26 protein-coding genes are annotated in these 26,188 nt (G+C 69.7%); 14 read left to right on the top strand and 12 right to left on the bottom strand.

What is annotated here, in order from left to right; genetic code table 11:
• Positions 1-17 precede the first annotated feature (17 nt).
• Together ACN28I_RS35560 and ACN28I_RS35565 are read right to left on the bottom strand one after the other, a co-directional pair.
• Entirely contained in the window at positions 18-2,330 is a 2,313-nt protein-coding gene (locus ACN28I_RS35560; RefSeq protein ID WP_420946343.1) for a putative Ig domain-containing protein, read from the bottom strand.
• A gap of 94 nt (positions 2,331-2,424) precedes the next feature.
• Positions 2,425-3,138, bottom strand: a complete 714-nt coding sequence (locus ACN28I_RS35565) for a DUF4476 domain-containing protein (RefSeq protein WP_420946344.1) — start codon at positions 3,136-3,138, stop codon at positions 2,425-2,427.
• A 148-nt stretch (positions 3,139-3,286) separates the two neighbouring features.
• Between ACN28I_RS35565 and ACN28I_RS35570 the strand changes: the two genes are divergently transcribed.
• Positions 3,287-3,790: a transcriptional regulator gene (locus ACN28I_RS35570; RefSeq protein ID WP_420946345.1), complete on the top strand. Its 504-nt coding sequence runs from the start codon at positions 3,287-3,289 to the stop codon at positions 3,788-3,790.
• Positions 3,791-3,865: 75 nt separating this feature from the next.
• Here ACN28I_RS35570 and ACN28I_RS35575 read toward each other — a convergent pair whose 3' ends face one another.
• Complete coding sequence (locus ACN28I_RS35575; protein WP_420948911.1) at positions 3,866-4,237, bottom strand: hypothetical protein; 372 nt, start codon at positions 4,235-4,237, stop codon at positions 3,866-3,868.
• A 34-nt stretch (positions 4,238-4,271) separates the two neighbouring features.
• Between ACN28I_RS35575 and grpE the strand changes: the two genes are divergently transcribed.
• A complete protein-coding gene (gene grpE, locus ACN28I_RS35580; protein WP_420948783.1) occupies positions 4,272-4,871 on the top strand; it encodes a nucleotide exchange factor GrpE in 600 nt (199 codons plus the stop codon).
• Positions 4,872-4,877: 6 nt separating this feature from the next.
• Positions 4,878-6,710 carry a molecular chaperone DnaK gene (gene dnaK / locus ACN28I_RS35585; protein WP_420946346.1) on the top strand — a complete coding sequence of 611 codons (1,833 nt, stop codon included), beginning with the start codon at positions 4,878-4,880 and terminating at the stop codon, positions 6,708-6,710.
• Between the two features lie 287 nt (positions 6,711-6,997).
• Here dnaK and ACN28I_RS35590 read toward each other — a convergent pair whose 3' ends face one another.
• Complete coding sequence (locus ACN28I_RS35590) at positions 6,998-7,225, bottom strand: hypothetical protein (RefSeq protein WP_420946347.1); 228 nt, start codon at positions 7,223-7,225, stop codon at positions 6,998-7,000.
• Between the two features lie 92 nt (positions 7,226-7,317).
• Here ACN28I_RS35590 and ACN28I_RS35595 point away from each other — a divergent pair, with 92 nt between their 5' ends.
• The gene (locus ACN28I_RS35595) at positions 7,318-8,271 is read left to right on the top strand and encodes a serine/threonine-protein kinase (protein ID WP_420946348.1); all 954 of its coding nucleotides are present in this window, start codon (positions 7,318-7,320) and stop codon (positions 8,269-8,271) included.
• Here ACN28I_RS35595 and ACN28I_RS35600 read toward each other — a convergent pair.
• Positions 8,268-9,044 (bottom strand): hypothetical protein, encoded by a 777-nt coding sequence (locus ACN28I_RS35600; RefSeq protein WP_420946349.1) that lies wholly within the window; start codon positions 9,042-9,044, stop codon positions 8,268-8,270. The two genes, ACN28I_RS35595 and ACN28I_RS35600, sit on opposite strands and share 4 nt — an antisense overlap.
• A 251-nt stretch (positions 9,045-9,295) precedes the next feature.
• On the opposite strand from ACN28I_RS35600, the gene ACN28I_RS35605 reads away from it, so the two are divergent.
• The 5 genes from ACN28I_RS35605 to ACN28I_RS35625 are packed head-to-tail and all read left to right on the top strand — an operon-like array spanning position 9,296 to position 14,101.
• Entirely contained in the window at positions 9,296-10,492 is a 1,197-nt protein-coding gene (locus ACN28I_RS35605) for an ABC transporter substrate-binding protein (RefSeq protein ID WP_420946350.1), read from the top strand.
• Positions 10,493-11,422, top strand: a complete 930-nt coding sequence (locus ACN28I_RS35610) for a branched-chain amino acid ABC transporter permease (RefSeq protein WP_420946351.1) — start codon at positions 10,493-10,495, stop codon at positions 11,420-11,422.
• A gap of 8 nt (positions 11,423-11,430) precedes the next feature.
• Positions 11,431-12,498 (top strand): branched-chain amino acid ABC transporter permease, encoded by a 1,068-nt coding sequence (locus tag ACN28I_RS35615; RefSeq protein WP_420946352.1) that lies wholly within the window; start codon positions 11,431-11,433, stop codon positions 12,496-12,498.
• Positions 12,498-13,349 carry an ABC transporter ATP-binding protein gene (locus ACN28I_RS35620; RefSeq protein ID WP_420946353.1) on the top strand — a complete coding sequence of 284 codons (852 nt, stop codon included), beginning with the start codon at positions 12,498-12,500 and terminating at the stop codon, positions 13,347-13,349. The genes ACN28I_RS35615 and ACN28I_RS35620 overlap by 1 nt, the downstream gene beginning before the upstream one ends.
• Positions 13,346-14,101, top strand: a complete 756-nt coding sequence (locus ACN28I_RS35625) for an ABC transporter ATP-binding protein (RefSeq protein WP_420946354.1) — start codon at positions 13,346-13,348, stop codon at positions 14,099-14,101. Before ACN28I_RS35620 ends, ACN28I_RS35625 begins: the two co-directional genes overlap by 4 nt.
• A gap of 66 nt (positions 14,102-14,167) precedes the next feature.
• Here the strand turns inward: ACN28I_RS35625 and ACN28I_RS35630 are convergent, their stop codons facing one another.
• Entirely contained in the window at positions 14,168-15,166 is a 999-nt protein-coding gene (locus ACN28I_RS35630) for a hypothetical protein (protein ID WP_420946355.1), read from the bottom strand.
• Positions 15,167-15,308: 142 nt separating this feature from the next.
• On the opposite strand from ACN28I_RS35630, the gene ACN28I_RS35635 reads away from it, so the two are divergent.
• The 3 genes from ACN28I_RS35635 to ACN28I_RS35645 all read left to right on the top strand — a co-directional run bounded on the left by ACN28I_RS35635 (position 15,309) and on the right by ACN28I_RS35645 (position 19,247).
• The gene (locus tag ACN28I_RS35635; RefSeq protein WP_420948784.1) at positions 15,309-17,459 is read left to right on the top strand and encodes a PQQ-binding-like beta-propeller repeat protein; all 2,151 of its coding nucleotides are present in this window, start codon (positions 15,309-15,311) and stop codon (positions 17,457-17,459) included.
• 125 nt (positions 17,460-17,584) lie between these two features.
• The gene (locus ACN28I_RS35640) at positions 17,585-18,370 is read left to right on the top strand and encodes a hypothetical protein (RefSeq protein WP_420946356.1); all 786 of its coding nucleotides are present in this window, start codon (positions 17,585-17,587) and stop codon (positions 18,368-18,370) included.
• 109 nt (positions 18,371-18,479) lie between these two features.
• On the top strand, positions 18,480-19,247 hold the full coding sequence (locus tag ACN28I_RS35645; protein ID WP_420946357.1) for a methyltransferase domain-containing protein: 768 nt from the start codon (positions 18,480-18,482) through the stop codon (positions 19,245-19,247).
• Between the two features lie 10 nt (positions 19,248-19,257).
• On the opposite strand, the gene ACN28I_RS35650 is transcribed toward ACN28I_RS35645, so the two are convergent.
• From ACN28I_RS35650 to ACN28I_RS35670, 5 genes are all read right to left on the bottom strand, one after another.
• Entirely contained in the window at positions 19,258-20,871 is a 1,614-nt protein-coding gene (locus tag ACN28I_RS35650) for a MopE-related protein (RefSeq protein WP_420946358.1), read from the bottom strand.
• Positions 20,780-21,292, bottom strand: coding sequence for a hypothetical protein (locus ACN28I_RS35655; RefSeq protein WP_420946359.1), 513 nt, complete (start codon positions 21,290-21,292; stop codon positions 20,780-20,782). The genes ACN28I_RS35650 and ACN28I_RS35655 overlap by 92 nt, the downstream gene beginning before the upstream one ends.
• Before the next feature lie 29 nt (positions 21,293-21,321).
• Positions 21,322-21,942, bottom strand: coding sequence for a YiiX/YebB-like N1pC/P60 family cysteine hydrolase (locus ACN28I_RS35660; protein ID WP_420946360.1), 621 nt, complete (start codon positions 21,940-21,942; stop codon positions 21,322-21,324).
• A gap of 70 nt (positions 21,943-22,012) precedes the next feature.
• Entirely contained in the window at positions 22,013-22,561 is a 549-nt protein-coding gene (gene thpR / locus ACN28I_RS35665; RefSeq protein WP_420946361.1) for an RNA 2',3'-cyclic phosphodiesterase, read from the bottom strand.
• A 4-nt stretch (positions 22,562-22,565) separates the two neighbouring features.
• The gene (locus ACN28I_RS35670) at positions 22,566-23,099 is read right to left on the bottom strand and encodes a metal-dependent hydrolase (RefSeq protein WP_420946362.1); all 534 of its coding nucleotides are present in this window, start codon (positions 23,097-23,099) and stop codon (positions 22,566-22,568) included.
• Positions 23,100-23,171: 72 nt separating this feature from the next.
• Between ACN28I_RS35670 and ACN28I_RS35675 the strand changes: the two genes are divergently transcribed.
• On the top strand, positions 23,172-24,404 hold the full coding sequence (locus ACN28I_RS35675; RefSeq protein WP_420946363.1) for an adenylate/guanylate cyclase domain-containing protein: 1,233 nt from the start codon (positions 23,172-23,174) through the stop codon (positions 24,402-24,404).
• Positions 24,405-24,475: 71 nt separating this feature from the next.
• Positions 24,476-25,711 (top strand): adenylate/guanylate cyclase domain-containing protein, encoded by a 1,236-nt coding sequence (locus ACN28I_RS35680; protein ID WP_420946364.1) that lies wholly within the window; start codon positions 24,476-24,478, stop codon positions 25,709-25,711.
• A gap of 12 nt (positions 25,712-25,723) precedes the next feature.
• Here ACN28I_RS35680 and ACN28I_RS35685 read toward each other — a convergent pair whose 3' ends face one another.
• A complete protein-coding gene (locus ACN28I_RS35685; RefSeq protein ID WP_420946365.1) occupies positions 25,724-26,179 on the bottom strand; it encodes a GFA family protein in 456 nt (151 codons plus the stop codon).
• Between the last annotated feature and the right edge of the window lie 9 nt (positions 26,180-26,188).

Here is a 26,188-nt window from a genome sequence, read left to right on the forward strand (position 1 = left end):
GGTCCTCGGACCAGGGGTTAGAAGTTGCCCCCATCCGCCCGTCTGCCCGGCGAGGAGCCGAGCGCCGGGTTGAGCAGGTTGTGCAACTCGAAGGCTCCCAGGGGAGCCGCATCCGGGCTCCGGTTGTACGAGATGGCCTCGGTGGACTCGGTGTAGCTGGTGCTGTCCACGACCTGCTTCGCGCCGTTCTGCAGGTAGACGGCATCGCCGCTGCTGCCGTGGTTGGTGCCCTTGTTGAAGAAGAGCCCGCCGCTCGAGGCCGCCACCGCGTTCACCGCTCCAGCGGGGATGGCGGAGGCGCCCGAGTAGACGACGAAGGACCTGCCCGGTTCGAGCAGCGTCCCCGCGGCGAAGATGTGCCGGGGCGCCGTGCCGGTGTAGCTGCTGCGGTCGTTCACCAGCCAGCCGCCGAGGTCCACCGTGCTCGTGGAGCCATTCACCACCTCGACGAACTGTTGCGCGAAGTCCCGGGTGGTCCCACCGGGCACGGGAGGCTCGTGCGGCAGGTACTCGTTGATGAACACCGGCGGGGGCCAGGAGACCGTGAAGGCCGTATCGCTCTGGTCGGCCGTCGCCGGAGCCGAGGCGTCGCTCACCCGCACGCGGGCCCGCACCGTCGTCGCGGGGACCGGGGGGACCGTCCAGGTGTACTGCCCGCTCGACGCCGGGACACTCGGGGCCAGCACCTGCCACGTCGTGCCGTCGTCCGGCGAGAACTCGAGCATCACCGAGCTGACACCGTCCGCCGTCCAGGTGAGCGTCTGCACGGTTCCCGACGCGAGCTGCTCGCCGCCGTTGGGCGAGGTGATGCGCAGGGGTGGAGGGGGCGGGGGGGCCACGTTGAACGCGAAGCGGCTGAACACCGGGTAGTGGTCCGAGGTGGTGGTCTTGTACTGGGAGATATAGGTGTCCGGCCGCAGGGCCTGGGCGGAGTTGCTCACGTAGCCCGCGCGCAGCTCGTTGCTGACGAGCTGGTGGTCGATGAACTGGGTGTTGCTCACCGTGCTGCGCACGTTGGTGAGGGACAGGGGCTGGGTGAGGAAGGTGTAGTCCTCCGGGTCATCCAGGAAGTTCTGGTACGGCGTGGGCAGGTAGGTGCCGCTCGTGGAGTCCCTGGAGATGGAGACGTCCACGTCATCGTTCCAGTCGCCGAGCACGATGAAGCGCGTGTCCGTCGGGAGGGCATCCAGGTAGCCCTTGAGCGCCAGCCCCGCGTTCTTGCGGCGGTTGTAGGAGTCCGTGTCGCTGAGCGCCTTCATGTGCAGCACGATGGCCACCAGGTCCGTGCTCGCCCCGTTGCGCGTGATGCGCAGCTTCACCTGCAAGGGAGGCCGCGTGCCGAAGTCGTAGTTGCTCGAGGTGAGGATGAGCCTCGCGTCCTGCACGCTGACCACGTCCGAGCGGAAGAGGATGCCCACCTTCTGCTCGTTGGCCGAGTAGTAGGAAGCGCCGGACACGACGCGCGGATCATTGGCCATGAAGCCGTCGTAGCCGGGCATCTGCTTCAGCGCGTCGAACTCCGTGGCGTCCACCAGCTCCTGCAGGCCCCAGAAGTCCGCTCCCGTCGTGCGGATGACCGTCTTCACGTTCTCGAGCTGCAAGGCATCATCCGTGGGGCCGTCGCTCGCGTAGCCGAACCACTCGACGTTCCAGTTGGCCGCGCTGAAGGTCAGCGGGGCGCCTCCGTCCGTTCCGCCGTCACCACCGCCACCGTCGCCGCCGTCACTCGTGCCCGGGCGGACCGCCAGACCGAGCATCCGCATGGCCTGGGCGCCGTGGACGTCCTGTGCGCGCACGGTGGGAGAAAAGGAGCCCGGCTCCCGCGGCACGCCCGTGAGCTGGCCGTCCTCGCCCAGCGAGAGCCCCGCGGGCAGCGTTCCGCCCACCAGCGTCCAGCGCAGGGGCCCCTGGCCTCCGGTGGCCTCGAGCTGCACGGCGTACGTCTCGCCTTGCGTGGCGGCGGGCAGCGAGGTGGTGCTGATGGCGGGCACGGGGTGGACGAGCAGCCGGTACGTCCGGGTGTCCACGGCGCCCGCGGCGTCCTTGACCTGCACCGAGAAGGTGTACGGGCCCGGGACCGTGGCCGAGCCCCGCAACAGGCCGTCGCCCGTGGAGAAGAAGAGTCCGGGTGGGAGCTTGTCCAACGAGTGCCGCAGCGGCGGCGTGCCCCCGGTGGCGGCGAGACTCACCTCGAAGGGGGCGCCTTCGGTGGTCTCCAACTGCTCCAGGCCGGGCAACTGGAGGGACTCGTCCCCGGTGGGCGCGGGCCCGGTACAGGCACCGAGGAGGGTGAGGACGGCGAGCGTCCCCAGCAGGCGGGCGAGCGGCATGGTGGGTCGGGCTCCGGGCTCGAGGCCTGTGTGGCCCCGGGGGGGGAGCCCGACTCTAGCGTGCCGGCGGGCCGGCACAGAAGCGTGACACGGCCTACGGGGTCGGCGTGGCCAGGATGCGCTTGAGCTCGTCCTTGTCGCTGGCGTGGTCGAAGGACTCGTACAGCTTGAAGCTGTTCTCCAGGTCCAGCAGGCGCGGGCGCAGCAGGCGCATGGCCTTCACCCGGTCCCTGGAGAAGGAGAAGGTGCGGAGGAGCTGCTGGGCCTGGGCCACCAGGAAGTACTGGGTGGGCGCGGCCTCTTCCAGCACCGCGAGCTGGTCATCCGCGAAGGGCTCGTTGCGGATGGCCGACACCAGCGAGCGCAGCATGGCCTCGGTGATGGGCTGCACCGTGGGCTGCGGCGGCGGGGGAGGGGGCCGCGACGGCTCCATGCGCGCCAGGGGGGCATGGGTCACCTGACGGCCCACCTCCTTGAGCTCCCCGCGCGCATCGTCGAGCAGCTTCTGGAGCTGCTTGTCCTTCTTCGCCCGGCCGGTGGCCTGGGCGAGCTTCTCGTTGATGCCGGCGAGCTGCCGCATCAGCGCCTCACGGTCCATCACCACCGGGGTGCCCGAGCTGGGATGGCCCGGGGTGTTCGGTCCGGAGGAGCCCGGGGACGGCCGGAAGGACTCGGCCTGGGCGGCGGGCTGAGCCTGGGCCGGGGCCTCCACCCTGACCTTGCTGGTGTCCTCGGCCTTGCCCTTGTTGTTCTGGGCCAGGGCCGGCACCGCCAGCAGGGCCGCCACGGCAATCAAGACTGCTCTCATCCGTCTCTCCAGGGGTGAAGATTGCTTTGCGCTCCGGGCGGGGGTGCAGTCTGATGGGGTGGCCTGCGCTCGCCGGATGGGCGCGCACTATAGCCTGCCCGGCCGGGTGCCAGGCGGCTCGCACTGTGCGTGAGGGAGAGAGAGACCGATGGCCGAGAAATGGGACAAGCAACTGAAGGACTTCCTCAAGCGCACCGGTGAGGAGCTCAAGCGCTCCGGCGAGGAGCTCAAGACCGAGGCGCAGCGGCTGATGGTGGAGGTGAAGGACCCCGCCAAGCAGGCCAAGGTGAAGGAGGGCATCGAGAACCTGCGCACCTTCGCGGTGGCGGCGGGCAAGCAGGTGGCCGAGCGCATCGAGACCGCCGTGCGTCAGGTGGAGGGCGCCATCGAAGGGGCCATCGAGGGCAACAAGCCCGCTCCCACCCCCACGCCGGGCACGCCTCCCCGGACGGCCGCCCCCCCGGCTCCGGCCCAGACGCCCGCGGCCGCGGCCCCGGCCCCCGCCGCGAAGAAGGCGGCGGCCAAGACGGGCGCCAAGTCCCTCGGCCGCAAGAAGACGCCGGCCACCAAGACCCCCGCCAAGAAGGCGGCGGCCAAGACGGGCTCCAAGAAGTCCATCGGCCGCAAGAAACCCGCCCGTCCGGCTTCCTGAGGGGCATTCATCCGCTCTGGAATCCTCTAGGGGGGGCACATGGGCGGCCTGCGTCTGGCCGCTCCGGGCGTTGGATCAACCCCCGCCCCATGACATAGTGCGCCCGTGGCCGGCTCCAACCGAGACGAGAAGGGCAGCTTCCAGACAGACATCTCGCAGGACGTCATCGACGCGGCGCTCGAGAGCGTCGAGCGTCACGTCCAGCCTCCAGCCTTGGAGGAGGAGGAAGAAGATCTTCCCGAGAATGTGACCACCTTGGAGATGGAGATCCCCGAGGGCGGGGTCACCATGGAGGTGGAGATTCCAGAGGGCTGCATCGCGGAGCCCGAGGTCTCCGCGGGCGAGGGCGCTGGCGACGGTGCCCGGCGGGCCGCGCTGCACGAGGCCCACCGCGAGCTGGGCGAGATGCGCCGCGCCCGGGACGAGGCGCGCGAGCTGCTGGTGCACTCGCGCCGCGAGCCTCGAGGAAGCGCGCCGCGAGCTGGAGGAGTCGCGCCAGCAGCTCGAGTTCAGTCAGTCCCGGAGCCGCGAGACGATGGAGCGTCTCAAGGACAGCCACGAGCGGGCCCTGCGCGCCGCGGCCGACCTGGAGAACTACAAGAAGCGCGCCCAGAAGGAGAAGGAGGAGGTCCAGAAGTTCGGCTCCGAGCGCCTCCTCAAGGACTTCCTCCCGGTGGTGGACAACCTGGACCGCGCCCTGGAGGCCGCCCAGAAGTCCTCGGACTTCGAGAGCCTGCGCACCGGCGTGGAGATGACGCGCAAGCTCTTCGACAGCGCGTTCGGCAAGCACGGCGTGAAGGGCTTCTCCGCCGTTGGCCAGCCGTTCGATCCGCACGTGCACGAGGCCATGCAGCAGGTGGAGAGCGCCGCGGTGCCCGCGGGCCATGTCCTCTACGAGGCCGTGCGCGGCTACATGCTCAACGAGCGGCTGATGCGGCCCGCGCTGGTCGTGGTGGCGCGCGCTCCGGCCGTCCAGCCGCCCGCGGCCGAGACGACTTCTTCAGAAACGACGTCGGAGGGTGAGCCCACGGGGGGGATCACCACCGAGCAGACCGGAACCACTCCCTCGGGGAGCCAGTAGGACGTCATGGGCAAGGTGATTGGAATCGATCTGGGGACGACGAACTCGTGCGTCGCCGTGATGGAGGGTGGCGAGCCGGTGGTCATCCCCAACAGCGAGGGCAGCCGCACCACGCCCTCCATGGTGGGCTTCACCGAGTCCGGTGAGCGTCTGGTGGGCCAGATTGCCAAGCGGCAGGGCATCACCAACCCGGAGAACACGGTGTTCGCCGTCAAGCGGCTCATCGGCCGCAAGTTCGACTCGCCCGAGGCCAAGAAGGCCATCAGCGTGAGTCCCTTCCGCGTGGTGCCCAGCCCCAACGGGGACGCGTGGGTGGAGATCCGCGGCAAGGGCTACAGCCCGCCGGAAGTCAGCGCCATCGTGCTCATGAAGATGAAGCAGACGGCCGAGGACTACCTGGGCGAGCCCGTCACCGAGGCGGTCATCACCGTCCCGGCCTACTTCAACGACAGCCAGCGCCAGGCCACCAAGGACGCGGGCCGCATCGCCGGCCTCAACGTGCTGCGCATCATCAACGAGCCCACGGCCGCCGCGCTCGCCTACGGCCTGGACAAGGTGCGCGAGACGAGCTCCGAGCGCATCGCCGTCTACGACCTGGGCGGTGGCACGTTCGATATCTCCATCCTGGAGCTCAGCTCGGGCGTCTTCGAAGTCAAGAGCACCAACGGCGACACCTTCCTGGGCGGTGAGGACTTCGACCAGCGCCTCATCGACTTCCTGGCCAAGCGCTTCGCCGAGCAGAACAACGGCCTGGACTTGCGCAAGGACCGCATGGCGCTGCAGCGCCTGAAGGAAGCGGCCGAGCGCGCCAAGCACGAGCTGTCCAGCGCGACGGAGACGGAGGTGAACCTTCCCTTCATCACCGCGGACGCCACGGGCCCCAAGCACCTCACCGAGACGGTCGAGCGCAGCACCTTCGAGGCGCTGGTGGCGGACCTCGTGGAGCGCTCCATCGAGCCGTGCCGCATCGCGCTCAAGGACGCGGGCATCAGCGCGCAGCAGGTGCACCAGGTGCTGCTGGTGGGCGGCATGACGCGCATGCCGGCGGTGCAGCAGAAGGTGAAGGAGTTCTTCGGCAAGGAGCCGCACAAGGGCATCAACCCGGACGAGGTCGTCGCCGTGGGCGCGGCCATCCAGGGTGGCGTGCTCAAGGGCGAGGTGAAGGACGTCCTCCTGCTGGACGTGACGCCGCTGTCGCTGGGCGTGGAGACGGCCGGCGGCGTCTTCACCAAGATCATCGACAAGAACACCACCATCCCCTGCAAGAAGGGCCAGGTGTTCTCCACCGCGGTGGACAACCAGCCGCTGGTGTCCGTGCACGTGCTGCAGGGTGAGCGCGAGATGGCGTCGGACAACAAGACGCTGGCGCGCTTCGAGCTGGTGGGCATCCCCCCGGCGCCGCGCGGCGTGCCGCAGATTGAAGTCTCCTTCGACATCGACGCCAACGGCATCGTGCACGTGAGCGCCAAGGACCTGGGCACCGGCAAGGTCCAGCAGGTGCGCGTGGTGGGCAACTCGGGCCTGTCCGAGGCGGAGATCCAGGCGATGATCTCCGACGCCCAGGCCAACCAGTCCAGCGACAAGCTGAAGAAGGAGCTGGCCGAGCTGCGCAACAACGCCGACTCGCTCATCTACACCACCGAGAAGAGCCTGGAGGAGTACGGCAACGTCCTGCAGGAGAAGGACCGCAACGAAATCAAGGCCGACGTGGAGCACCTCAAGGAGCTGTTCAAGGGCACGGATGCCGCCGCCATCAAGGAGGCCTACCAGCGCCTGGAGACCAGCGCCTACCGCATCGCGGACGCGCTCTACGCGGACCAGTCGAAGTCCGGCTCCTGAGTCTCACCGCGGGCCCCTTCCCGGGGCCCGCCCTCGCGGTGTTCGCGGTCCTTCCCAATGAGCATCGTGGAATTTCCTTCGCTCGAAGCCGAAGTCGCCTTTCTTCGCGGCCTCAACGCCGTGGTGCGGATGGCGGACGACATCCTCGAGGACTGCCTGGAGCGGGGCCTGAGCCTCGACGCGGCGGTGGATGTCTTCCTCACCCAGTGCGCGCGGCTGGTGCATGCCTCGGCGGGCTTCGTCTGCCTCCGGGGCACCGCGGGCCCCGTGCTCACCCGGGTGCTCGGTCAGCCCGGCGTGGACGTCTTCGAGGCCGCGAGCTGGAAGGGCGCCCACCCCGTGTCCCAGGGGCGGATGCTGTTCTGCGCTCCGTTGGCGCTCGGCCGGCTGGAGCTGGGCACCCTGGGGCTGGTGGTGGAGGGGCGCTTCGACGACGGCGGCTGGCTGGTGATGAAGCTGGTGGAGGCCATCGCCGACCAGTTGGACAACGCGGTGCTGGCCTTCCTGTCGCTCACCGACGGCCGGGGCGTGCTGGAGCGGCTGGACGAGCTGGCCCCCGAGGAGGATCCGCTGACGGGGCCGCGGGCGCATCGGCCGCTACGAGCTGGTGACGCCGCTGGGCACCGGGGGCATGGCGCAGGTGCTGGTGGCGCGCACGCGGGGCCCCGAGGGGCTCGGCCGCCTGGTGGCGCTCAAACGGATTCTGCCGCACCTGGCCTCGGACCCGGACATCGTGAAGCAATTCCTGGACGAGGCCCGCATCGGGCTGCGGCTGTCGCACGCCAACCTCGTCACCTTCCACGACTTCGGCGAAGCCCAGGGGGCCTACTTCCTGGTGATGGAGCTGTTGCGCGGGGTGGACTTCGACCGGCTGCTGAAGACGACGCGGCCCGTGCCGGACGTGACGGTGGCCATCGTGCTGCAGGCGCTGCACGGGCTGCACGCGGCGCACCAGGCGCGGGGCGAGGACGGCGCGCCGCTGCGGCTGGTGCACCGGGACTTGTCGCCGCACAACCTGATGGTGGGCTTCGACGGGCGGGTGAAGGTGCTGGACTTCGGCGTGGCCAAGGCGCGCGCCCAGCGCACCGTGACGCTGCCGGGCATCGTGAAGGGCAAGCCCCTCTACATGTCGCCGGAGCAGGCGCGGGGCGATCGTCTGGATGCGCGCAGCGACTTGTTCGCCATGGGCCTCATCCTCTACGAGGCCTTCACCGGCAAGCGCGCCTTCGACAAGGGGGACGAGCTGGAGTCCATGCACGCCATCTGCGACGACCGGCTGAGCCGGCCGTCCGGGCTGGCCCTGCCGCTGTGGGAGGTGCTGGAGGTGGCGCTCGCGAAGCAGCCGGGCAACCGCTTCGCCAGCGCGCTCCAGATGGCGGAGGCGTTGGCGGAGGCGTGTGCCCCGGCGCGCGAGGCGGACGTGGGCCGGCTCATGTCCACGCACTTCCCCGAGCGTCTGCGCGGCTTCGAGCGGCTGGAGCGCGTCCACCTCTCGGGGAACATGCCCGCGGCGGGCGAGACGCGGTTGCGTCCCGCCGTGCCGGGGCGCTCGGGCGGTTAGAAGCCGCGCTTGTTCTTCGGGTCGGTCTCGCCGCTGAGGTCCAGCTTGCGCGGGCCCTCGGTGTCGTCACGGCGCACCGGCGTCCTCATGTGGCCGTCCCCGTAGAGCTCGTCGTGGGCGCGCAGCAGCTCCTCGTCCGTCATCACGCGGCTCCGGGCCGACTCCTCCTCGGCGCGCAGGGGCGTCGCCGTCACCACCGTCTCCTCGTGGACGGCGGCACGCATGACGGGCCGGTCCACCGTCTCGCGGTGGATGGGGATGCCCACGCCCGGGTCCTCCGAGGCGAGGTCCGCGCGGGTGCCGGTGTAGCGGATGCCCCGCGCCCGGTCCTCCTCCGTGAGGATGGGGCTGGCCCGGGCACCCTCCGTGTTGTACGGGCCGATCTCCTGGGTACCCAGGTCCTGCGTGCGCAGCTCCTCGGGGCGTGCGTTGAAGGGCAGTCCCGTGCGCTCGCCCTGGTTGAGCCACGCGGTGTCCGTCCCCTCCGTGTGGGTGATCCGGCTGTTTCCGATTCCCTCGCGCTGGGCGATGGTGTCCGAGCCGTAGGGCACCTCGTCGGAGAACGACCGGAGGCTGTCCTTGCCATGGGCCAGGATGACCTCCCCGTTGCGCAGGTCGCTGATCTCCGCGTACCGGACCGAGTAGTCCTTGGGGAAGAAGAGCCCCTTCTCGATGTGGAACTCCATGTCGCCGACGGCGTAGACCTTGCCGAGCTTGTGGCCGTCGACGCTGCGGACCGTCATGCCTTCCTTGATGTCTCCGCGCTGGTACATGTCCGCCTCCTGGAAATGTTCGTCCTCCCCAAAGGTGGAGACCCGGACACGGAGAGGACATCCTCCGGCAGGGGGGAGGAGGGGGCCTCGGCGGCTCGTTGGCTCTTCAAGGAGGAGCGAGGCGGGCTGAGACTCCGGGTGGAAAATCCCCAGGGGGGCGTCCTGGCGGGCCGTTGCGAGCTTGACCCCCCTTTCGCATCCCCATAGAAAACCGGGACTTTTCCGTGGCCTCTACCCAGGAGATGCCCCACATGCGCCATTTCGCTCCGATGCTCCTCGCCGCGTTCGCGCTGTTCGCGGCCGGCTGCGAGAAAAAGACCCAGCCCGCGCAGGGAGGACAGGACGGCCAGGCGGCCAAGGTGGAGACCCCTCCGCCCACCCCCGCGGATACGAACACCATCCTGCTCGGCGAGGTGGGAAGCCTCACCGGCGCCCAGGCCACCTTCGGGGTGTCCACCCGCAACGGCATCGACCTGGCCCTCAAGGAGGTCAACGCGGCCGGGGGCGTGAAGGGCAAGAAGGTGGCGGTGCGCGTCTATGACGACCAGGGCAAGCCCGAGGAGGCCGCCCAGGCCGTCACCCGCCTCATCACCCAGGACAAGGTGGTGCTCATCCTGGGCGAGGTGGCCTCGTCCAACTCGCTGGCCATGGCCGAGAAGGCCCAGGCGGCCGGCGTGCCGATGATCACCCCGTCCTCCACCAACCCCTCCGTGACGGAGAAGGGCGAGTACATCTTCCGCGTGTGCTTCATCGATCCCTTCCAGGGCTTCGTGATGGCGAAGTTCGCCCGCGAGAACCTGAAGGCGACGCAGGTGGCCATCCTCCAGGACAACAAGAGCGCCTACTCCATCGGCCTCACGGACGTGTTCACGCAGAAGTTCGCGGAGATGGGCGGGAAGATCGTCACCACGGAGAGCTACTCCCAGGGCGACACGGACTTCCGCGCGCAGCTCACCGCCATCAAGAAGACGAAGCCGCAGGCCATCTACGTGCCGGGCTACTACAACGACGTGGGCATCATCGCCCGCCAGGCGCGTGAGCTGGGCCTGATGGTGCCGCTGATGGGCGGCGATGGGTGGGACTCCGAGAAGCTGTTCGAGCTGGCCGGCAACGCGCTGGACGGGAGCTTCTTCTCCAACCACTACTCGCCGGAGAATCCGGACCCGAAGGTGCAGAAGTTCATCGCGGACTACAAGGCGGCGTACGGCGCCGTGCCGGACGCGCTGGCGGCGCTCGGCTACGACGCGGCCAAGGTCGCCATCGCCGCGCTCGAGCGCGCCAAGGACCTGAGCGGCCCCTCCGTGCGTGATGCCATCGCGCAGACCAAGGACTTCCCGGGCGTGGCGGGTAACATCACCCTGGACAAGAACCGAAATGCGGTGAAGTCGGCGGCGATCCTGAAGATCGCCAACGGCAAGACCGAGTTCGTCACCACCATCTCCCCGTAAATGTCCGAACTCTTCCAGCACCTCATCAACGGCATCGCCGCGGGTACCATCTATGCGCTCGTCGCGCTGGGGTACACGATGGTGTACGGCGTGCTCAAGCTCATCAACTTCGCCCATGGCGACGTGATGATGGTTGGCGTCTACATGGGCTACGCCACGGCCTTCGGACTGGGCCGTCAGGCGCAGAGCTCGCCCTGGGGGGTGCTGCTCGTGTTCGTGGTGGCCATGGGCGGCTGCGCGCTCATGGGCTTCCTCATCGAGCGCTTCGCCTACCGGCCGCTGCGGGAGAAGCCGCGGCTCACCGCGCTCATCACCGCCATCGGCATCTCGTTCACGCTCTCGTACGGCTTCCAGTTGGACATCGGCTTCCTGCCGGGCTCGGCGCCGCGCGCCTTCCCGCAGATCATCAAGCCCGCGCAGTGGTTCACCTGGGGCGACCCCGAGTTCCCGGACGTGGTGCTGTGGAACTGGCAGGTCATCTCCCTGGTGCTGGCGGTGGGGTTGATGGCGGGCCTGCAGTACCTCGTCTACGGCACCCGCTTCGGGCGGGCGATGCGGGCCGTGTCCTTCGATCACCGCGTGGCGGCGCTGATGGGCATCCCCACGGACCGGGTCATCTCGGTGACGTTCATGATCGGCAGCGCGCTGGCGGCGGGGGCGGGCCTGCTCTACGCCATCAAGGACACCTCGGTGAGCCCGCTGATGGGGCTGTACGTGGGCCTGAAGGCCTTCGTGGCGGCGGTCATCGGCGGCATCGGCAACGTGCCGGGAGCCATGGTGGGCGGGCTGCTGCTGGGCCTGGTGGAAGAGTTCGTGGTGGGCTACGCGGCCAGCACCTGGCGTGACGCGGTGGCCTTCGGCTTCCTCATCCTCGTGCTGCTCGTCCGGCCCGGTGGTCTGTTCGGCCGGGTCGCGGCGGAGAAGGTCTGACGCCGCGCATGCAAACCGCATCCGCCGTTTCTTCTGGTTCCGGGAACCCGTCCGGGGTTCCCGCCTCCCTCCGGGGCATCCTCCCCGTGCTGATGGCCCTGCCGGTGCTGCTCGTGCTGGAGTGGCTGCTGAGCAACTCGCCGTTCGCCAGCTACCTGCTGTCCATCATGGCGGTGAACGTCATCCTCGCGGTGAGCCTCAACATCGTGAACGGGATGACGGGCCAGTTCTCCATCGGCCACGCGGGCTTCATGGCGGTGGGGGCCTACCTGGCCGGCGTGACGTCGCTGGCGCTCAAGGACGTGGCCCTCTCCTTCCTGCCGGTGGCGGTGAGTGATCAGGTGTTCCTCGTGTTGGCGCTGCTGGTGGGCGGTACCGCCGCGGCGCTGGCCGGCTTCCTGGTGGGCCTGCCCAGCCTGCGCCTGCGCGGGGACTACCTGGCCATCGTGACGCTGGGCTTCGGGGAGATCATCCGCGTGGCGGTGACGAACACCCAGGCCTTCGGGCGGGCGCTGGGGTTGAGCGGCATCCCCCAGACGTCCTCGGTGGCCATGGTGGGCTTCTGGGTGTTCCTGGTGGTGCTGGTGGCGCGGCGCATCGCGGGCTCCAGCCATGGCCGCAGCCTCTGGGCCATCCGCGAGGACGAGGTGGCCGCCGAGGCCATGGGCGTGAACACCACGGGCTACAAGGTGCGCGCCTTCGTCGTCTCCTCCTTCTTCGCGGGCATCGCCGGCGGGCTGTTCGCCCACTTCGTCCCCATCATCAACCCGGGCTCCTTCACCTTCGTGAAGTCGATGGAGATCGTCGTCATGGTGGTGCTGGGCGGGCTGGGCTCGACCACGGGCGCCATCGTGGCGGCGGTGTTCCTCACGCTGCTGCCCGAGGCACTGCGCTCGGCCTTCGCCGCCTTCGGCTCCGGGAGCAACCTGGCGCAGCAGGTGGATCAGATCCGCATGCCCGTGTACGGCATGCTGCTGGTGGTGCTGATGCTGTCGCGCCCGCAGGGCCTGTTCGGCACGAGGGAGTTGTGGGAGGTCGTGCCTCGGTGGATTCCTCGCCGCCGGAAGGGGATGTGATGAGCGGCCCGCTGCTCGAAGCCGTGGGGGTGAGCATCCAGTTCGGAGGCCTCAAGGCGCTCTCGGACTTCAACCTCGCCATCCACAAGGGAGACCTGCAGGGCCTCATCGGCCCCAACGGCGCGGGCAAGACGACCGCGTTCAACGTGCTGACGGGGGTGTACCAGCCCACCCAGGGCGAGGTGCGCGTGTCCGGCCAGCGGGTGAACGGGCTGCTGCCGCATCAAATCAACCACCAGGGACTGGCGCGCACCTTCCAGAACATCCGCCTGTTCCGGGCGCTGACGGCGTTGGACAACGTGAAGGTGGCGTGCCGGGGCCAGGGCGCGCTGCACCCGGACGGCGTGGGCCCGGGCGCGAAGTTCCGCGCGGCGGTGCGCAACTACGGCGACTGGTGGCGGGCGCTGCTGCTGACGCCGGGCTTCCAGGCCGAGGAGCGGGAGCTGACGCGGCAGGCCGAGCACCTGCTGGAGGTGATGGGGCTGGCGCACCGGCGCGACGAGGAGGCGCGCAACCTGCCCTACGGCGAGCAGCGGCGGCTGGAGATCGCCCGGGCGCTGGGCACGCGCCCCAAGGTGCTGCTGCTGGACGAGCCGGCGGCGGGCATGAACACCCGCGAGAAGGCGGACCTGATGGTGCTCATCCGCAAGCTCCGGGACGAGTTCGATCTGGGGATTCTCGTCATCGAGCACGACATGAAGCTCGTGATGGGCATCTGCGAGAAGATCACGGTGCTGGACCATGGCGAGACGATCGCCCGGGGCGCGCCGGCCGAGGTGCGCAACGACCGCAAGGTCATCGAGGCGTACCTGGGAGACAGCTACCTGGAGTCGCACGGAGGCGCGGCGTGAGCGAGGCGCAGGTGAAGGTGCTGGGCGAGCGCCAGGAGTTCGCGCCGCTGCTGACGGTGGACGGGGTGAAGGTGTCCTATGGGGCCATCCAGGCGCTCAAGGGTGTGACGCTGAAGGTGGGCAAGGGCGAGGTGGTGGCGCTCATCGGCGCCAACGGAGCGGGGAAGACGAGCACGCTGCGTGCGGTGAGCGGGATGCTCAAGCCGGTGGGCGGGCGCATCTCCTTCGAGGGGCACGACACCACGGGAGCCAAGGCGCACACCCTGGTGCCGCGCGGCATGGCGCACGCGCCCGAGGGCCGGGGCATCTTCCCCAACCTGACGGTGCTGGAGAACCTGGAGCTGGGCGCCTACCTGCGCAACGACACGGACGCCATCGCGGCGGACATGGAGAAGAGCTACGGGCTCTTCCCGAAGCTCAAGGAGCGGCGCAAGCAGTTGGCGGGGACGCTGTCGGGCGGCGAGCAGCAGATGCTGGCGATTGCCCGCGCGCTGTTGAGCCGGCCCAAGCTGCTGCTGCTGGACGAGCCCTCGCTGGGGCTGGCGCCGCAGGTGACGGAAACCATCTTCCGCAACCTGAAGGACGTGAACGCCGCGGGCGTGAGCATCCTGCTGGTGGAGCAGAACGCGCACCTGGCGTTGAACTTCGCCCACTACGGCTATGTGCTGGAGACGGGCGAGGTGGTGATGGCGGGCCCGGGCAAGGCGCTGCTGGACAGCCCGGAGATCCGCAAGGCCTACCTGGGCGAGTAGCCACGCCCTCTCCCCTGGGAGCGGGCGGGGGTGAGGGTCCTCCGCTTCGAGCCGAGGGCCCTCGCTTCAGGGCAGGACGCCGAGGATGCTCACGCCGCCGGGACCCACCGAGAGGGCGGAGACACCCGGAGCGGGCGAGGCCGGCCGGTCATTGAGCCAGAGGTAGACGCCGGTGCCGACGAGCGCGGCCCCCACGGTGGTGCTCACGCCCGCGAGGATGCGCTGGGTGGTGGCCTCGCCGCGCAGCCGGCTGATGTTGGCCAGCTCGCTCTGGGGCGGGTACCGGTTGTCCGCGTAGGGCCTGTTGGAATCGACCATGGCGTTGTTGCCGCTGATGGCGAAGAAACCGGCGAGGCCGAGCGCCGCGACACCCACGCCCGCGGAGGCATAGGCCACGGGGGTCTTCCAGGTGCGCCCGCCGCTGGGGGCCCGCTGGCTCACGCCGAGGGCTTCCGGCGGGGCGGAGGTCACGGGAGGCGCCTCGGCCCGCGGCGTGCCCGGAGTGGGCTCCTGGGCGGGCGGGGGCGCCGCCGCCACGAGCGGCGGGGGCGCCGGCTGCTCGACGAGGGGCGTGACCTTGAGGGGAACGAGGTTGAGCTGCTCCCGCAGGCGGGTGATGGCGGTGCGGACGAGCTCGGACTGGGGCTGGCCGCGGCTGCGGATTTGAATGCTCTTCTGGTCGACGACCTCGCCGCGGGGGTTCACCACGAGGCCGGAGACGCGCGTGAGCTGGCCGGGGTCGAGGGTGATGAGGACGGCGCGGCTGGCCTGGGTGGCGGTGGCGAGCCTGCCGAGACACTCGGAGGGCTTCTTGGCCAGCGCGCAGGACTTCTTGGGCTCCTTGTCGAGGAAGGCGCGGACCTGGTCGGACGGCACGAGCTGGACGTCGCCGCGGGCGATCTCCGTGGCGCAGGTGGTCTGGTGGTCCTGGACCTTGTTCTTGTCCTTCTCCCCGACGATGGCGCACGGGTGAAGGGCGACGAAGTCCGTCTGGGCCGAGGCGGCGGGAGCGAGCAGGAGACCGAGCGCGAGGAGGAGGGGCCGCGGGGTGGAAGGAGATGTCACGGTGGACCCCTCGAGAAGGGACAGGTCGGTCGCGGAACGGTCATCGGGTGGAGATGGCCAGGGGAGTGCAACTTCCGCGAGTAGGGGCACCATGCTATCCACCACAGGTGGGCCGTCAAATGGGTTTGGAGAGATGACCGTGATGCTTCGCAAGGTCCTCGGAACGGTGCTGCTGTTGGGAGCGCTCGCGGGCTGCACCGCACCGCTTCGCGTGTGTGAGTCGGACGCGGATTGTTCGGGTGGTGGCGTCTGCGATCTGGAGCGGAAGTTGTGTTTCTCGGCGAGTGCGGAGGGCGGCGCGTGCGAGCCCGCCTGCTCGGCGGTCGAGGCGTGCACGCTATCGAACGTCTGCGTGCCACGGTACACGGGCCTGGAGCTGACGCCGTTGGGTGGCTCGGTGTTGGGGGCGGGTCCGGTGGCAGTGCAGGCCCGGTTGAGCGTGGGCACCGGGTTCGCGGAGATCTTCCCTGAAACGCTGACCTTCAGTGTGGAGGCGAGCGACGGTGGGCCGGGTGGCTCGCTGGGCACGGTGACGGGGAGCGGGGGAGTATACACCACGCAGTGGAGGCCGCCCGGGGAGGGCGAGTTCCTCCTGACGGCGGCATACCCGGAGGTTGGAGTTCCGAGCGCCATGGTGCGCCTGTCGGTGGACACGACGGGGCCTTCCTTCGCGGTGTTCGTGCCCCCTGCGGATGCGGGCGTGGCCGATGGGGGGACGACGTACGCGGATCCAGAACCGGGGTTCGCTACGGCGTGGCGCCGCGATCAGGTCGTGCCGGTGGAGATTCGGACGAACGAGCCGCACTTGGACGTGGGCTCCGTGACGGTCACGTTGGTGGGCACGGACGGAGGAAGCGCACCGGCGGTTGCGGTCACTCCTTTGAGCGGAGCCTGTGACGCGGGCTTCTGCGGCGTGGCTCAGTTGAATCTGCGGGAGCCTCCCTTTGATGCCTTCCGCAGCACGATGACCGTCAATGTGCAGGGCGAGGACACGGTCGGCAATGCAGGTAGTGGCGCCGCAACCGTCAATGTCACGCGCTGGAAGTGGGCGTTTGATGTACAAACAGGAGTTATCAAGTCCACGCCAGCCATCAGCCAGCAGGGACTCATCTATTTTGGGACGACGACAGGAACGGACGGTAAGTTGTTTGCCCTCAATCCTGATGGTCCTAAGCAGTGGGAGACAGTCACGGGGGTTGTCGTCAGTGGCCCAACGGTAGGCGCTTCGAATTCAGGCGTGGAAAATGTCTACGTTGGTGTCAATCCCAGCAGTACTTTGGCCTCGTTGGTTGCATTCAATGGGAGCACTGGTGCTGAGGTTGTCCGCTGTGATGTCAATAAGGGGCAGATCGCAAGCAGTCTCGTCCTGACGCAGATTTCAACTGGGGGCACCTCGGTCGAAACCGCACTGGGGGTCGTGAATGTGAACGTAGGAGGTCCTACCGGGATTGTAGGAGCCCTGCTTGCAATCCGGCCAGAGGGCGCTGCAACGGTCTGCAATTCGACCGATCCCATCGCCCGCAGCCAGGTGAACAGCAGTGGCGTAGGGCCCCTGGTGATCGAGGGAGATACGGTCTTTTTCGCTGACGCATCGGGGCGGATGACGAGCTACCAGCTTGGCTCAACAACCGCGCGATCGGGTTGGCCCGTATCGACGAATTTCCCCATCAACGCATTGGCACTGGTCGGAAGCGATGTCGTTGGGGCGAACGGTGGCTCGTTCTCTGATCAGGGGCAGCTGTTCTCGATTCCGAAGATTGGCGGCGTAGCGTCACCTCCCTGGCGCTATCCCTCTACGACGGACATGTTCATCAACCAGCTTTCTGTCGGATCGGCGAATGTCGTCTTCTTCGGTTCGGAGAACCTGCCGAATCCGCCTGGCTCGGCAGGACTGGCTGCTGTCCCGTTGGGTGGGAATACGCTCAACACCCTTCAGGCTGGAGTTGGCAGCTTCAAGGGGGCCCCTGTAATTGGACGTGGTGGCGTGCTCTATGCTGCGACTGAGGGAACGGGCTTGGTCGGAGAGTGGTCCACGGACGACTTCAGCAATCACTGGACGCTGGCCAGTGGTATTGGACCCACTTCGATTTCGCCTGCGCTCGACTGTGCCCGCGATGGAGCGGGGGTTGCGCGTGCCGAGAATCTTGGCGTCCTCTACGTGCCCGCGGGTGGCAAGCTGTACGCCTTCGTCGTCGATAGCCGTGGCCTGGACACTTCGGCCCCGTGGCCCAAGTACCAGCACGACTCGCGCAATACCGGCAACCCGGCTACGCCCATCACGTCGTGCCCTTGATGGAGGACGGATTGAACCTCGCGAAAGCCGTCACTCCCAATACTCCGCCGTAGCGACCGGCGGTGGACTCGTCGTAGGGTCCGCCGCCATCCCTTTTCCACCCCCAACCTTCAGGACTCGCACATATGTCATCGCTGTCCCGACTGTTCGCCGCCCTTGTCACCATCTCCCTGCTTGGCGCCGCCTGCGCCACCAAGGATGCCGCCACCACCGCCGGTGGTTCCTCCTCCGTCGAGGAAGTCCCCAACGAGGGTGGCGCCACTTCCGGCGACGAGGCCCGGCCCCCCGTGCAGTTCCAGAAGCTGGAGGCTCCCGAGGGCTTCACCGTGATGTTCCCCGGTACTCCCGAGCCCCAGCGCGGTGAGGTCGCCATCCCCGGCGGCAAGGTGACGACGGCCGCCTGGACCGTCAGCCACCCGAGCGGCGTCCTCTACTCCATCAGCACCGCCGACTACCCGGAGAAGGTGGTCGCCGCCAACCCCGCCGCCGCCTTCCTCAACGAGGGCAAGAACGGCCTCGTCAACCAGCTCAAGGGCACCGTCAAGGCCGAGGAGGACATCACCCTCCAGGGCTATGCCGGCAAGGCCTTCACCGTCTCCTCCGACGCCGGTGAGGTGCGCGCCCGCAACTTCCTCGTCGGGCCGCGGCTCTACACCCTGCTCGTCCTCTACAACCCGAGCATCGGCGCTCCCGAGGCCGATCAGTTCCTCACCTCGCTCGCGCTGATCAACCCGCCGCCGGCCATCACCCCGGCCACCCCGGCCACCTCCGCCACCACGGACGGCGGCACCCCCGCCACCGACGCCGGCACGGGCACCCCCGCCACCGACGCCGGCACGGGTACTCCCGCCACCGACGCCGGCACGGGCACCCCCGCCACCGACGCCGGCACCCCCACGCCGCGCCGGTAGTCCCTCCTCACCAGGACACGCGTGGCTTCGGTGCCCGCGTGTCCTGGCCGCCCGGCATGATGCCGTCCTCCGCCGGGCCACCCGCTCCCGGACCTCGCGGAGGCACGCCATGTGGGATCCTCAGCAGTACGAGCACTTCCGCGACGCGCGCAAGCGCCCCTTCTTCGAGCTGCTCGCCCGGGTGCCGGTGTCCTCGCCCCGGCTCGTCGCCGACCTCGGTTGTGGCACGGGGGACCTCACCCTCACCCTCTCAGAGCGCTGGCCCTCGGCCCGCCTGTCCGGCGTCGACTCGTCCGAGCCGATGATCTCCGAGGCCCTCCGCCGCCCCGCTCCCGAGCGCGTCCGTTTCGAGCTCGCCGACCTCGCGCGCTGGCAGCCCGCCGCGCCCCTCGACGTGCTCGTCTCCAATGCCGCCCTGCACTGGCTGCCGCACCATGGCGCGCTGCTCTCGCGGCTGGTGGGGCTGCTCGCTCCAGGCGGCGTGCTCGCCTTCCAGGTGCCCGCCAATTTCGAGGAGCCCTCGCACCGGCGCATCGACGAGGTGCGCGCGCTGCCCCGCTTCGCCCCCGCGCTCGCCTCCGTGCGCCGCGGGCACGCGGAGTCACTCGCCTTCTACGAGTCCCACCTCGCCGGGCTCGGCCTCTCCGTGGATGCCTGGGAGACGGCGTACCTCCACGTGCTCCCCGGCGAGGACGCCGTGCTGCAGTGGCTGCTCGGCACGACGCTGCGGCCGGTGCTCGCGGCGCTCGGCCCGGGGGAGGACCAGGCCTTCCTCGAGACCCTCCGGCCGCTGCTGCGCCAGGACTACCCGGCGGCTCCGCACGGCACGCCCTTCCTGTTCCACCGGCGCTTCGTCGTGGCCGTGCGCCCCTCCTGAGGCCCCGCGCTCACCGCGGCCAGTGGTAGATCTGCCCGTTGTTACCCACCACCCAGAGGTCATCGGGGCCAGTGCCCGCGATGTCGTTGAGGGGGTTGCCCGTGCTCAGGCCGGGCAGCGCGCTCCAGGTGCTTCCGTTGTACCGGTAGACCTTCCCGCTCGCCGTGGTGGCGTAGATGGCGCTCTTCCCGAAGGCGACCACCGAGAGCAGATCCTCGCCCGGAGGCGCCGGGTGCTTGCTCCAGGTCCCCTTCGACCACATGAGGACGGAGCTGCTCTCCCCGACGGCGTAGGCGAGCGTGGGGTTCACCACCCAGATGCCGCGCAGCTTGTCATCCACGTCCGTGATGCTCTGGACGGACTCGGTCTCCCAATCGTTGTTGCTCTTGAAGCGGTAGATGCGAGCGCCTACGGATGCACCGAGGGTGGTGTCATAGCCACCGACCGCGAAGAGCGCGTCGCGCGAGACGCCATGCACGTCCCAGATGGGCGCCACGGCGGGGGGAGGGTCGAAGGTGATGGCGGCGCCATTCCACCAGAGCAGCTTCCCGTCGAAGGACTCGCTCCGGGACTGGCCCACGGCGTGCAGTTCGAGGCCTCCATCGGGCAGGGGGATGCCAACGAGCCCTCGCACATCGGTATCCGTGGCTTCGGTTCCGCTGTAGGCACAGCCCGGACCGGCCGCGGTGCGGATGCTGATGGCGCGGTTGGTTCCGCCGAGGGTGACGCTTCCCGAGACCGGGTGGGCCCAGGCCGCGTACCAGTCACCCGAGCATTGCCCGTTGAGGTCCTGGAAGCTGGTCTGCCCGGGGGCACGCAGCCGCAGGCGATTGCCGCTGCCGGCCACCCAGACGCCACCATCACCCCACAGGGACACCGAGCGCCACGTGTCCGAATTCCCCGTCGACTGGTTCACCCATCCCGGGCCGCTCCCCGGGCACACGTCGCCCTCGTCCGAGGTGCCATCGCAGTTGTTGTCCGTCTGATCGCACAGCTCGGGAGCGCCCGCGTACGTGTAGGGGTTGCCGTCGTCGCAGTCGCCGCCCGCGTCGATGTAGCCGGCGTCCGGCGTGCAGGTCAGCACCCCCGCGTCCGCCTTGCCGCGCAGATCGAGATCCTCGTCCGGGTAGTAGGTGATGGGCTCGGTGACGTAGGTGCACTGCGTGCCGCCGTCCGCCGCGCACGCGGTGATGCCCGGGCAGTTCTGGCCCGGACTGCAACTGGTGCCCAGGGTGAACCCCTCGTCCCTGGTGCCGTTGCAGTTGTTGTCCAGCGTGTCGCAGAGCTCCGGGGCACCGGGGTAGACCTTGGCCTGGGTGTCGTCGCAGTCCGTCGAGTTGGCCACGTAGCCGGGGCGGGTGGGCCCGCAGTTCATCACGCTCGCGTCCGCCGCGCCGAAGGTGTCCAGGTCGCTGTCGGCGTACAGCACGGTGGGCGTGGGGCTGTTGCACACCACGCCTCCATCCGTGCCGCAGACGCGCTTGCCCGCGCAGCCACCCGCGCCCGTGCAGTCGGTGTTCAGGGCCAGCCCGTCATCCGCCGTGCCGTCGCAGTTGTCGTCCCGGCCGTTGCAGAGCCTCCTGCGCGCCCGGGTGGCGCCCGGCGCCGGTGTTGCTGTCGTCACAGTCGGTGCCGCCGGGGTTGGCATTGGACACGTACCCGTCCTGGTCGTTGTCGGTGGCCTCCAGCTTCAGCTCCTTCTCGGCCACGTCGCCTGGGTTGACGGTCACCGTCCCGGAGGTGGCGGCCACCGCGGTGGCCGAGCAGTCCGTCTCGAAGGCCTCGGCCGTCACCGTCAGGGTGGTGCCCCAGCCGGCCTCGCGGAAGGCGGCCACCGTCACCATGCCTCCGGTGGGTGCGCCCTTGCCCGAGAGCTCCATGGTGCGCGGCTCGCCCGGGCCTTGTGCGTCCTTCACGCCCACCCGGATGCAGCCGGGTTTGAAGCCCGAGTACGAGACGGTGAGCTTCACCGCCCCGTCATTGCCGCGGCAGCCGGTGACGAGGAGGGCCAGGAGGGTGAAGAGGAACGGGAGACGCGGGGGCATTGCCGCCCATTATGCCTCCATTTGGGCCTTCAGCGGACTCCAGGGAAGTCCGTATGCACCACCGTGAGGCGCTCGTCGGCGGCGAGGCTCGCCGGGGTGATGAGCTCCAGGTCCACGGGCACCTTTCCGCCATAGCGTTGCCGGAGCGCGGGCCCCAGCTTCTTCACATTCAGTGTGCCCAGGCGCTCCAGCTTCCCGTAGTCCACGCCCGCGGCGGCCGAGTAGGCCTTGCGCGCCAGCTCCGAGCAGTACATGGCCCGGTCATCCCACCCGAAGTGCCAGTCGTACGGCTTGCCCAGGTGCCGCTTCGCCTCCCGCACCGCCGCCTCCCGCTTGTCCTCGGGGAGCTGCTCGGGCCGCAGCACCAGGATGCGGCCATTGACTCCGCGGGCCTTCCACTTCGCGAAAGGCACCCGCTTCACCGGCTGCACCGCCTCCACCACGAAGACTCCGGCGGGCGTCACCTCCACCAGCCCCACGTGCGACAGGGGGCTGTCCGTCGCCGCCTGGATGGCCGCCGACTGCTGCGAGCGCGAGGTGTGGAAGACGAGATCCCCCGTCCGCAGCGTCCCCTCCAGGGGGCGTGGTGCGGCGGCCGCGGTGTGGGCCAGGAGCGACAGCGACAGCAGCGACAGTTTCAGCCAACGCATGGAAACCCGGTCCTTTCGGGCGCGAACGCCGCGCCTCGCCGGCTCTCCGTGCACGGTGGATGCCAGGGGCTCAGCGGCGCAGGGGGACCTCGGCGCGGGGGTGGTACTTGCCGCCCAGGCTCTCGAAGAGGACGAGCCGGTCCACCCGGGCCTCGCCCCACTTCGCCCCCTGGAGCGCGCGCACGCACTCGGCGAGCTGCCGGTCTCCCCGGGGCACCTTGGCCCGCGCCAGCGTGAGGTGCGCGGCGTACTCGCGGTGCTCGGGCTCGAAGCCCAGCGGCCTCAATCCCTCCGCCACGTCCGCCTGCAGGGCTCCCAGGGCCTTCGTGTCCCCGCCCACGCCCGCCCAGAGGACCCGGGGGTGGGCCGGCGAGCCGAAGCCGCCCCCGCCCTCGACGGTCAGCACCAGCGGCGCGTGCGCGGGGCCCACGCGGGTGAGGACGTCCTTCACGGGTTGCAGCCGCTCGGCCTCCACCTGCCCGAGGAAGCTCAGGGTGAGGTGCAGGTTGGCCGTGGGCACCCAGCGCGCATGCGGCGCCAGGGCCTTGAGGCCCGGGAGGGCGGCCGCGGCCTGGGACTCGATGCCTTCCCCCAGTGTGACGGCGACGAAGAGGCGCATGGCGTCATCCTTGGGCCGGCCGGGCGGCCCGGCGGCGCGGCCAGAGTGCATAGGCCCAGAAGGGCAGGAAGAGGAGCAGCTCCACGGTGACGACGTACAGGCCGCGCTGGGAGAGCATGCCCGCGCCGATGGGGGCCACGGGAATGGGCCGCAGCGGGAGGAAGTAGCGGGTGTCGTCCAGTGGCCAGAGGAGCGCCGCGCCCAGTCCCCCCGTGGTCATCGCGTCCAGCAGGCCGTGGCTGCCCACGGCGACGAGGGTGAGCAGCCCCGCCTTCAGGGCCGGCCCCCGCGCCAGCCGCGTCCCGGCCGCCACTCCCAGCGCCACCACCGCCGCGAGGAAGAGCGAGTGCGAGGCCCCCCGGTGTCCCCATGTCGCCGCGTAGGGAATCCGCAGCACGAAGGCGATGACGTCCGCGTCCGGCAGCATGGCCAGCGCGGACATCCCCACCATGGCGGCGCCCAGGCGCCTCGAGGACGCCTCCCCGGCCCCCAGCCGTCCGAGTGCCATGCCCACCGCTACGTGACCGAAGCTCGCCATTGGACCTCCAAGAATAGTCCACCCGGCCGCCATCTGGAGAACGCGCGGAGGCTGGACTAGCCTCCCAGGTCCGTGCTCACCGAGTCCGTTCTCGACGACATCCTCCGCCAGCGGCTCGACGCACAGCGGGTGCGGATGGGCCGCTGGGTGTACCGCTTCCGCGCGCTGGGTGCCCTGGGCTGGCTCGCCTGTGCGTACGTCTTCGACTGGACCGTGCCCCTCACGAGCGTGGCCGCCTACGTGCTGCTCGCGGCGGCGTTGTGGGCGGGCGCCCGCTTCGTCCCGCTGCTCCGCCACAGGCCGCACCTCGCCGTGCCGCTGCTCGACATGCCTGCCGTCTTCGCCATCCAGGCTCCGGCGGTGGCCCTCTCCTCCAACGGCGAGGTCATCGCCGGCGTCTCGGTGGGCATCTACATCATCCTGGTGATGATGACGGCGCTGCTGGGCGGCTCGCGCGTGAGCCTGGCCCTGGCCACCCTGCTGGGCATCGGCCTGGAGACGGCGCTGGTGCAGCGCACGGGCCGGAGCGTGGCGGACAACCTCCCGGGCGTGGCCCTGGTGCTCGTCATGGCGGCCGTGGCGGCGGCGTACACCCGCAGGCAGATGTACAAGCTGGTGCTCGAGGTGTCCCAGGAGCAGACGCACCGCACGCGCCTGGGCCGCTACTTCTCGCCCGAGGTGGCCCGGCGCATCGCCGAGCGCGGCGCCAATGAGTCCTCGGGGGAGCACCGCGAGGTGACGCTGCTGTTCGCCGACATCCGGGGCTTCACCTCCATGTCCGAGCGGATGGAGAGTCCCCAGGTGGTGCGGCTGCTCAACGAGTACCTGGCGCGCATGGTGGAGGTGGTGTTCCGCCATGGGGGCACGCTCGACAAGTTCATCGGCGATGGGATTCTGGCCTACTTCGGCGCGCCGCTGGAGCTGACCGGGCACCCGCAGGCGGCCGTGTCGTGCGGGCTGGCGATGCTGGAGGCCCTGGACGCGCTCAACGCCGAGCGCCGCGCCCGGGGCGAGGAGCCCTTGCACATTGGTATCGGCCTCCACACGGGCAGCGTCGTCGTCGGAGACGTGGGCCCCGAGCAGCGGCGCGAGTACACGGTGATCGGCGACGCGGTGAACCTGGCCAGCCGCATCGAGGGGCTGACGAAGAAGGTCGGCGTGTCCCTGCTCGTGTCCGATGCCACGCGCGTGCGGTGTAGCGACGCGTTCCACTTCGAGGCCGCGGTGCCGCTGCCGGTGGCGGGCAAGAAGGAGCCCGTGGCCACCTTCGTCCCGTCTCGCAAGCCGCTTCGCGCCGCGGGGTGAGACGGGGCGGGGGAGGGTTGGGCCCCCAGTGGGTGGCGGGCGCGCGGCGGGTGGTCTACCCTGGACCCAGCGTGTCCTCGGATTCATCCAGTCTCGACGAGCTCATCCAGCAACGGTTCGATGCGCAGCACGCCAGGGTGGGGCGCTGGACGCACCGCCTGCGCGTCCAGGCGGTGCTGGCCTGGTGGCTCGTGGCCTTCCTGTTCGACTGGAGCGTGCCCCTGGCGGCGGTGTCCTTCCACCTGCTGCTGGCGGTGGGCCTCTGGCTGGGGAGCGGGTTCCTCCCGGTGCTGCTCCGGCGGCCCGAGCTCGGCCTGCTGCTGGTGGACATGCCGCTCTTCTTCTTCATCCAGTACCTGGGGATGGACTCCTCGCCCGACAGTGCGTTCGCGGTCGGACTGACGGTCTGCGTCGCCGGCTGCATGGTGATGGGGGTCGCGACCCTGAGCGACTCGTACGAGAGCGTGGGCGCCGCCACCGTGCTCGCGTGCGTCCTGCAACTGGTGTTGATGTCCCGCCTGGGGTTCCTCACGGTGAACAGGGCCTCGGGGGTGGTGATGGTGCTGCTCATCGTCGCGGCCATCTCCTCCATGGCCAGCCGGCAGGTGCGCGGGCTCGTCCGCGAGGTGAGCCGGGAGGAAACCCGGCGCAACCGTCTGGGCCGCTATTTCTCGCCCGAGGTGGCCCGGCGCATCGCCGAGCGCGGCACCAATGAGTCCTGGGGGGAGCACCGCGAGGTGACGCTGCTGTTCGCCGACATCCGGGGCTTCACCTCCATGTCCGAGCGGATGGAGAGCCCCCAGGTGGTGCGGCTGCTCAACGAGTACCTGGCGTGCATGGTGGAGGTGGTGTTCCGCCACGGGGGGACGCTCGACAAGTTCATCGGCGACGGGATTCTGGCCTACTTCGGTGCGCCGCTGGAGATGGCCGGGCACCCGCAGGCGGCGGTGTCGTGCGGGCTGGCCATGCTGGAGGCACTGGAAGCGCTCAACGCCGAGCGCCATGCCCGGGGCGAGGAGCCCTTGCGCATTGGCATCGGCATCCACACGGGCCGGGTCGTCGTGGGGGACGTGGGCCCCGAGCAGCGGCGCGAGTACACGGTGATTGGGGACGCGGTGAACCTGGCCAGCCGCATCGAGGGGCTGACGAAGAAGGCCGGCGTGCCCATGCTCGTGTCCGAGGCGACGCTGTCGCGCTGCGGTGGCGAGTTCCACTTCGAAGCCGCGGCGCCGCTGCCGGTGGCGGGCAAGAAGGAGCCGGTGGCCACCTTCGTCCCGGTCGGCAAGGTGCTTCGCGCCGCGGGGTGAGGGAGATGGGGCTCAGGCCCGCATCGCGGCGGAGAACGGATCCACATACGGCGTGGCGGCGAGCTGCGCCCAGGTGTCGTGGAGCCCGTCGAGGTACGTGACCTGGACGCCGGAGAGGTTGGCGCCATCGAGGCAGTTCGCGTTCACGGCGTAGTACTCCCCGCCCAGCTCCGGGATGTTGCCGTGACCGAAGGCGCGGAGTCCGCACACCTTGCAGAACCGGGCATGGGAGGCCTCGGACTTCGAGTAGTCGCCCAGCACCTCCCGGCCGGAGAGCAGCCGGAAGGCGCCCGGCTTCACGTTGAGGCCCCACCAGGCGGTCTTGGTGCAGACGGTGCAGTTGCACCGGGTCGTCCCCTCGCCCGGGTCGAAGTCCACTTCGAAGCGCACGGCGCCGCACTGGCAGCTTCCCTTGTACGTCCGGAGGCCAGGGGAGGTGGGGGGCTGCACGGAGGCGGAGTGGCTCATGGCGGGATG

It is taken from the genome of Archangium gephyra, from assembly GCF_049060025.1.
GTDB classification, from domain to species: domain Bacteria; phylum Myxococcota; class Myxococcia; order Myxococcales; family Myxococcaceae; genus Archangium; species Archangium gephyra_A.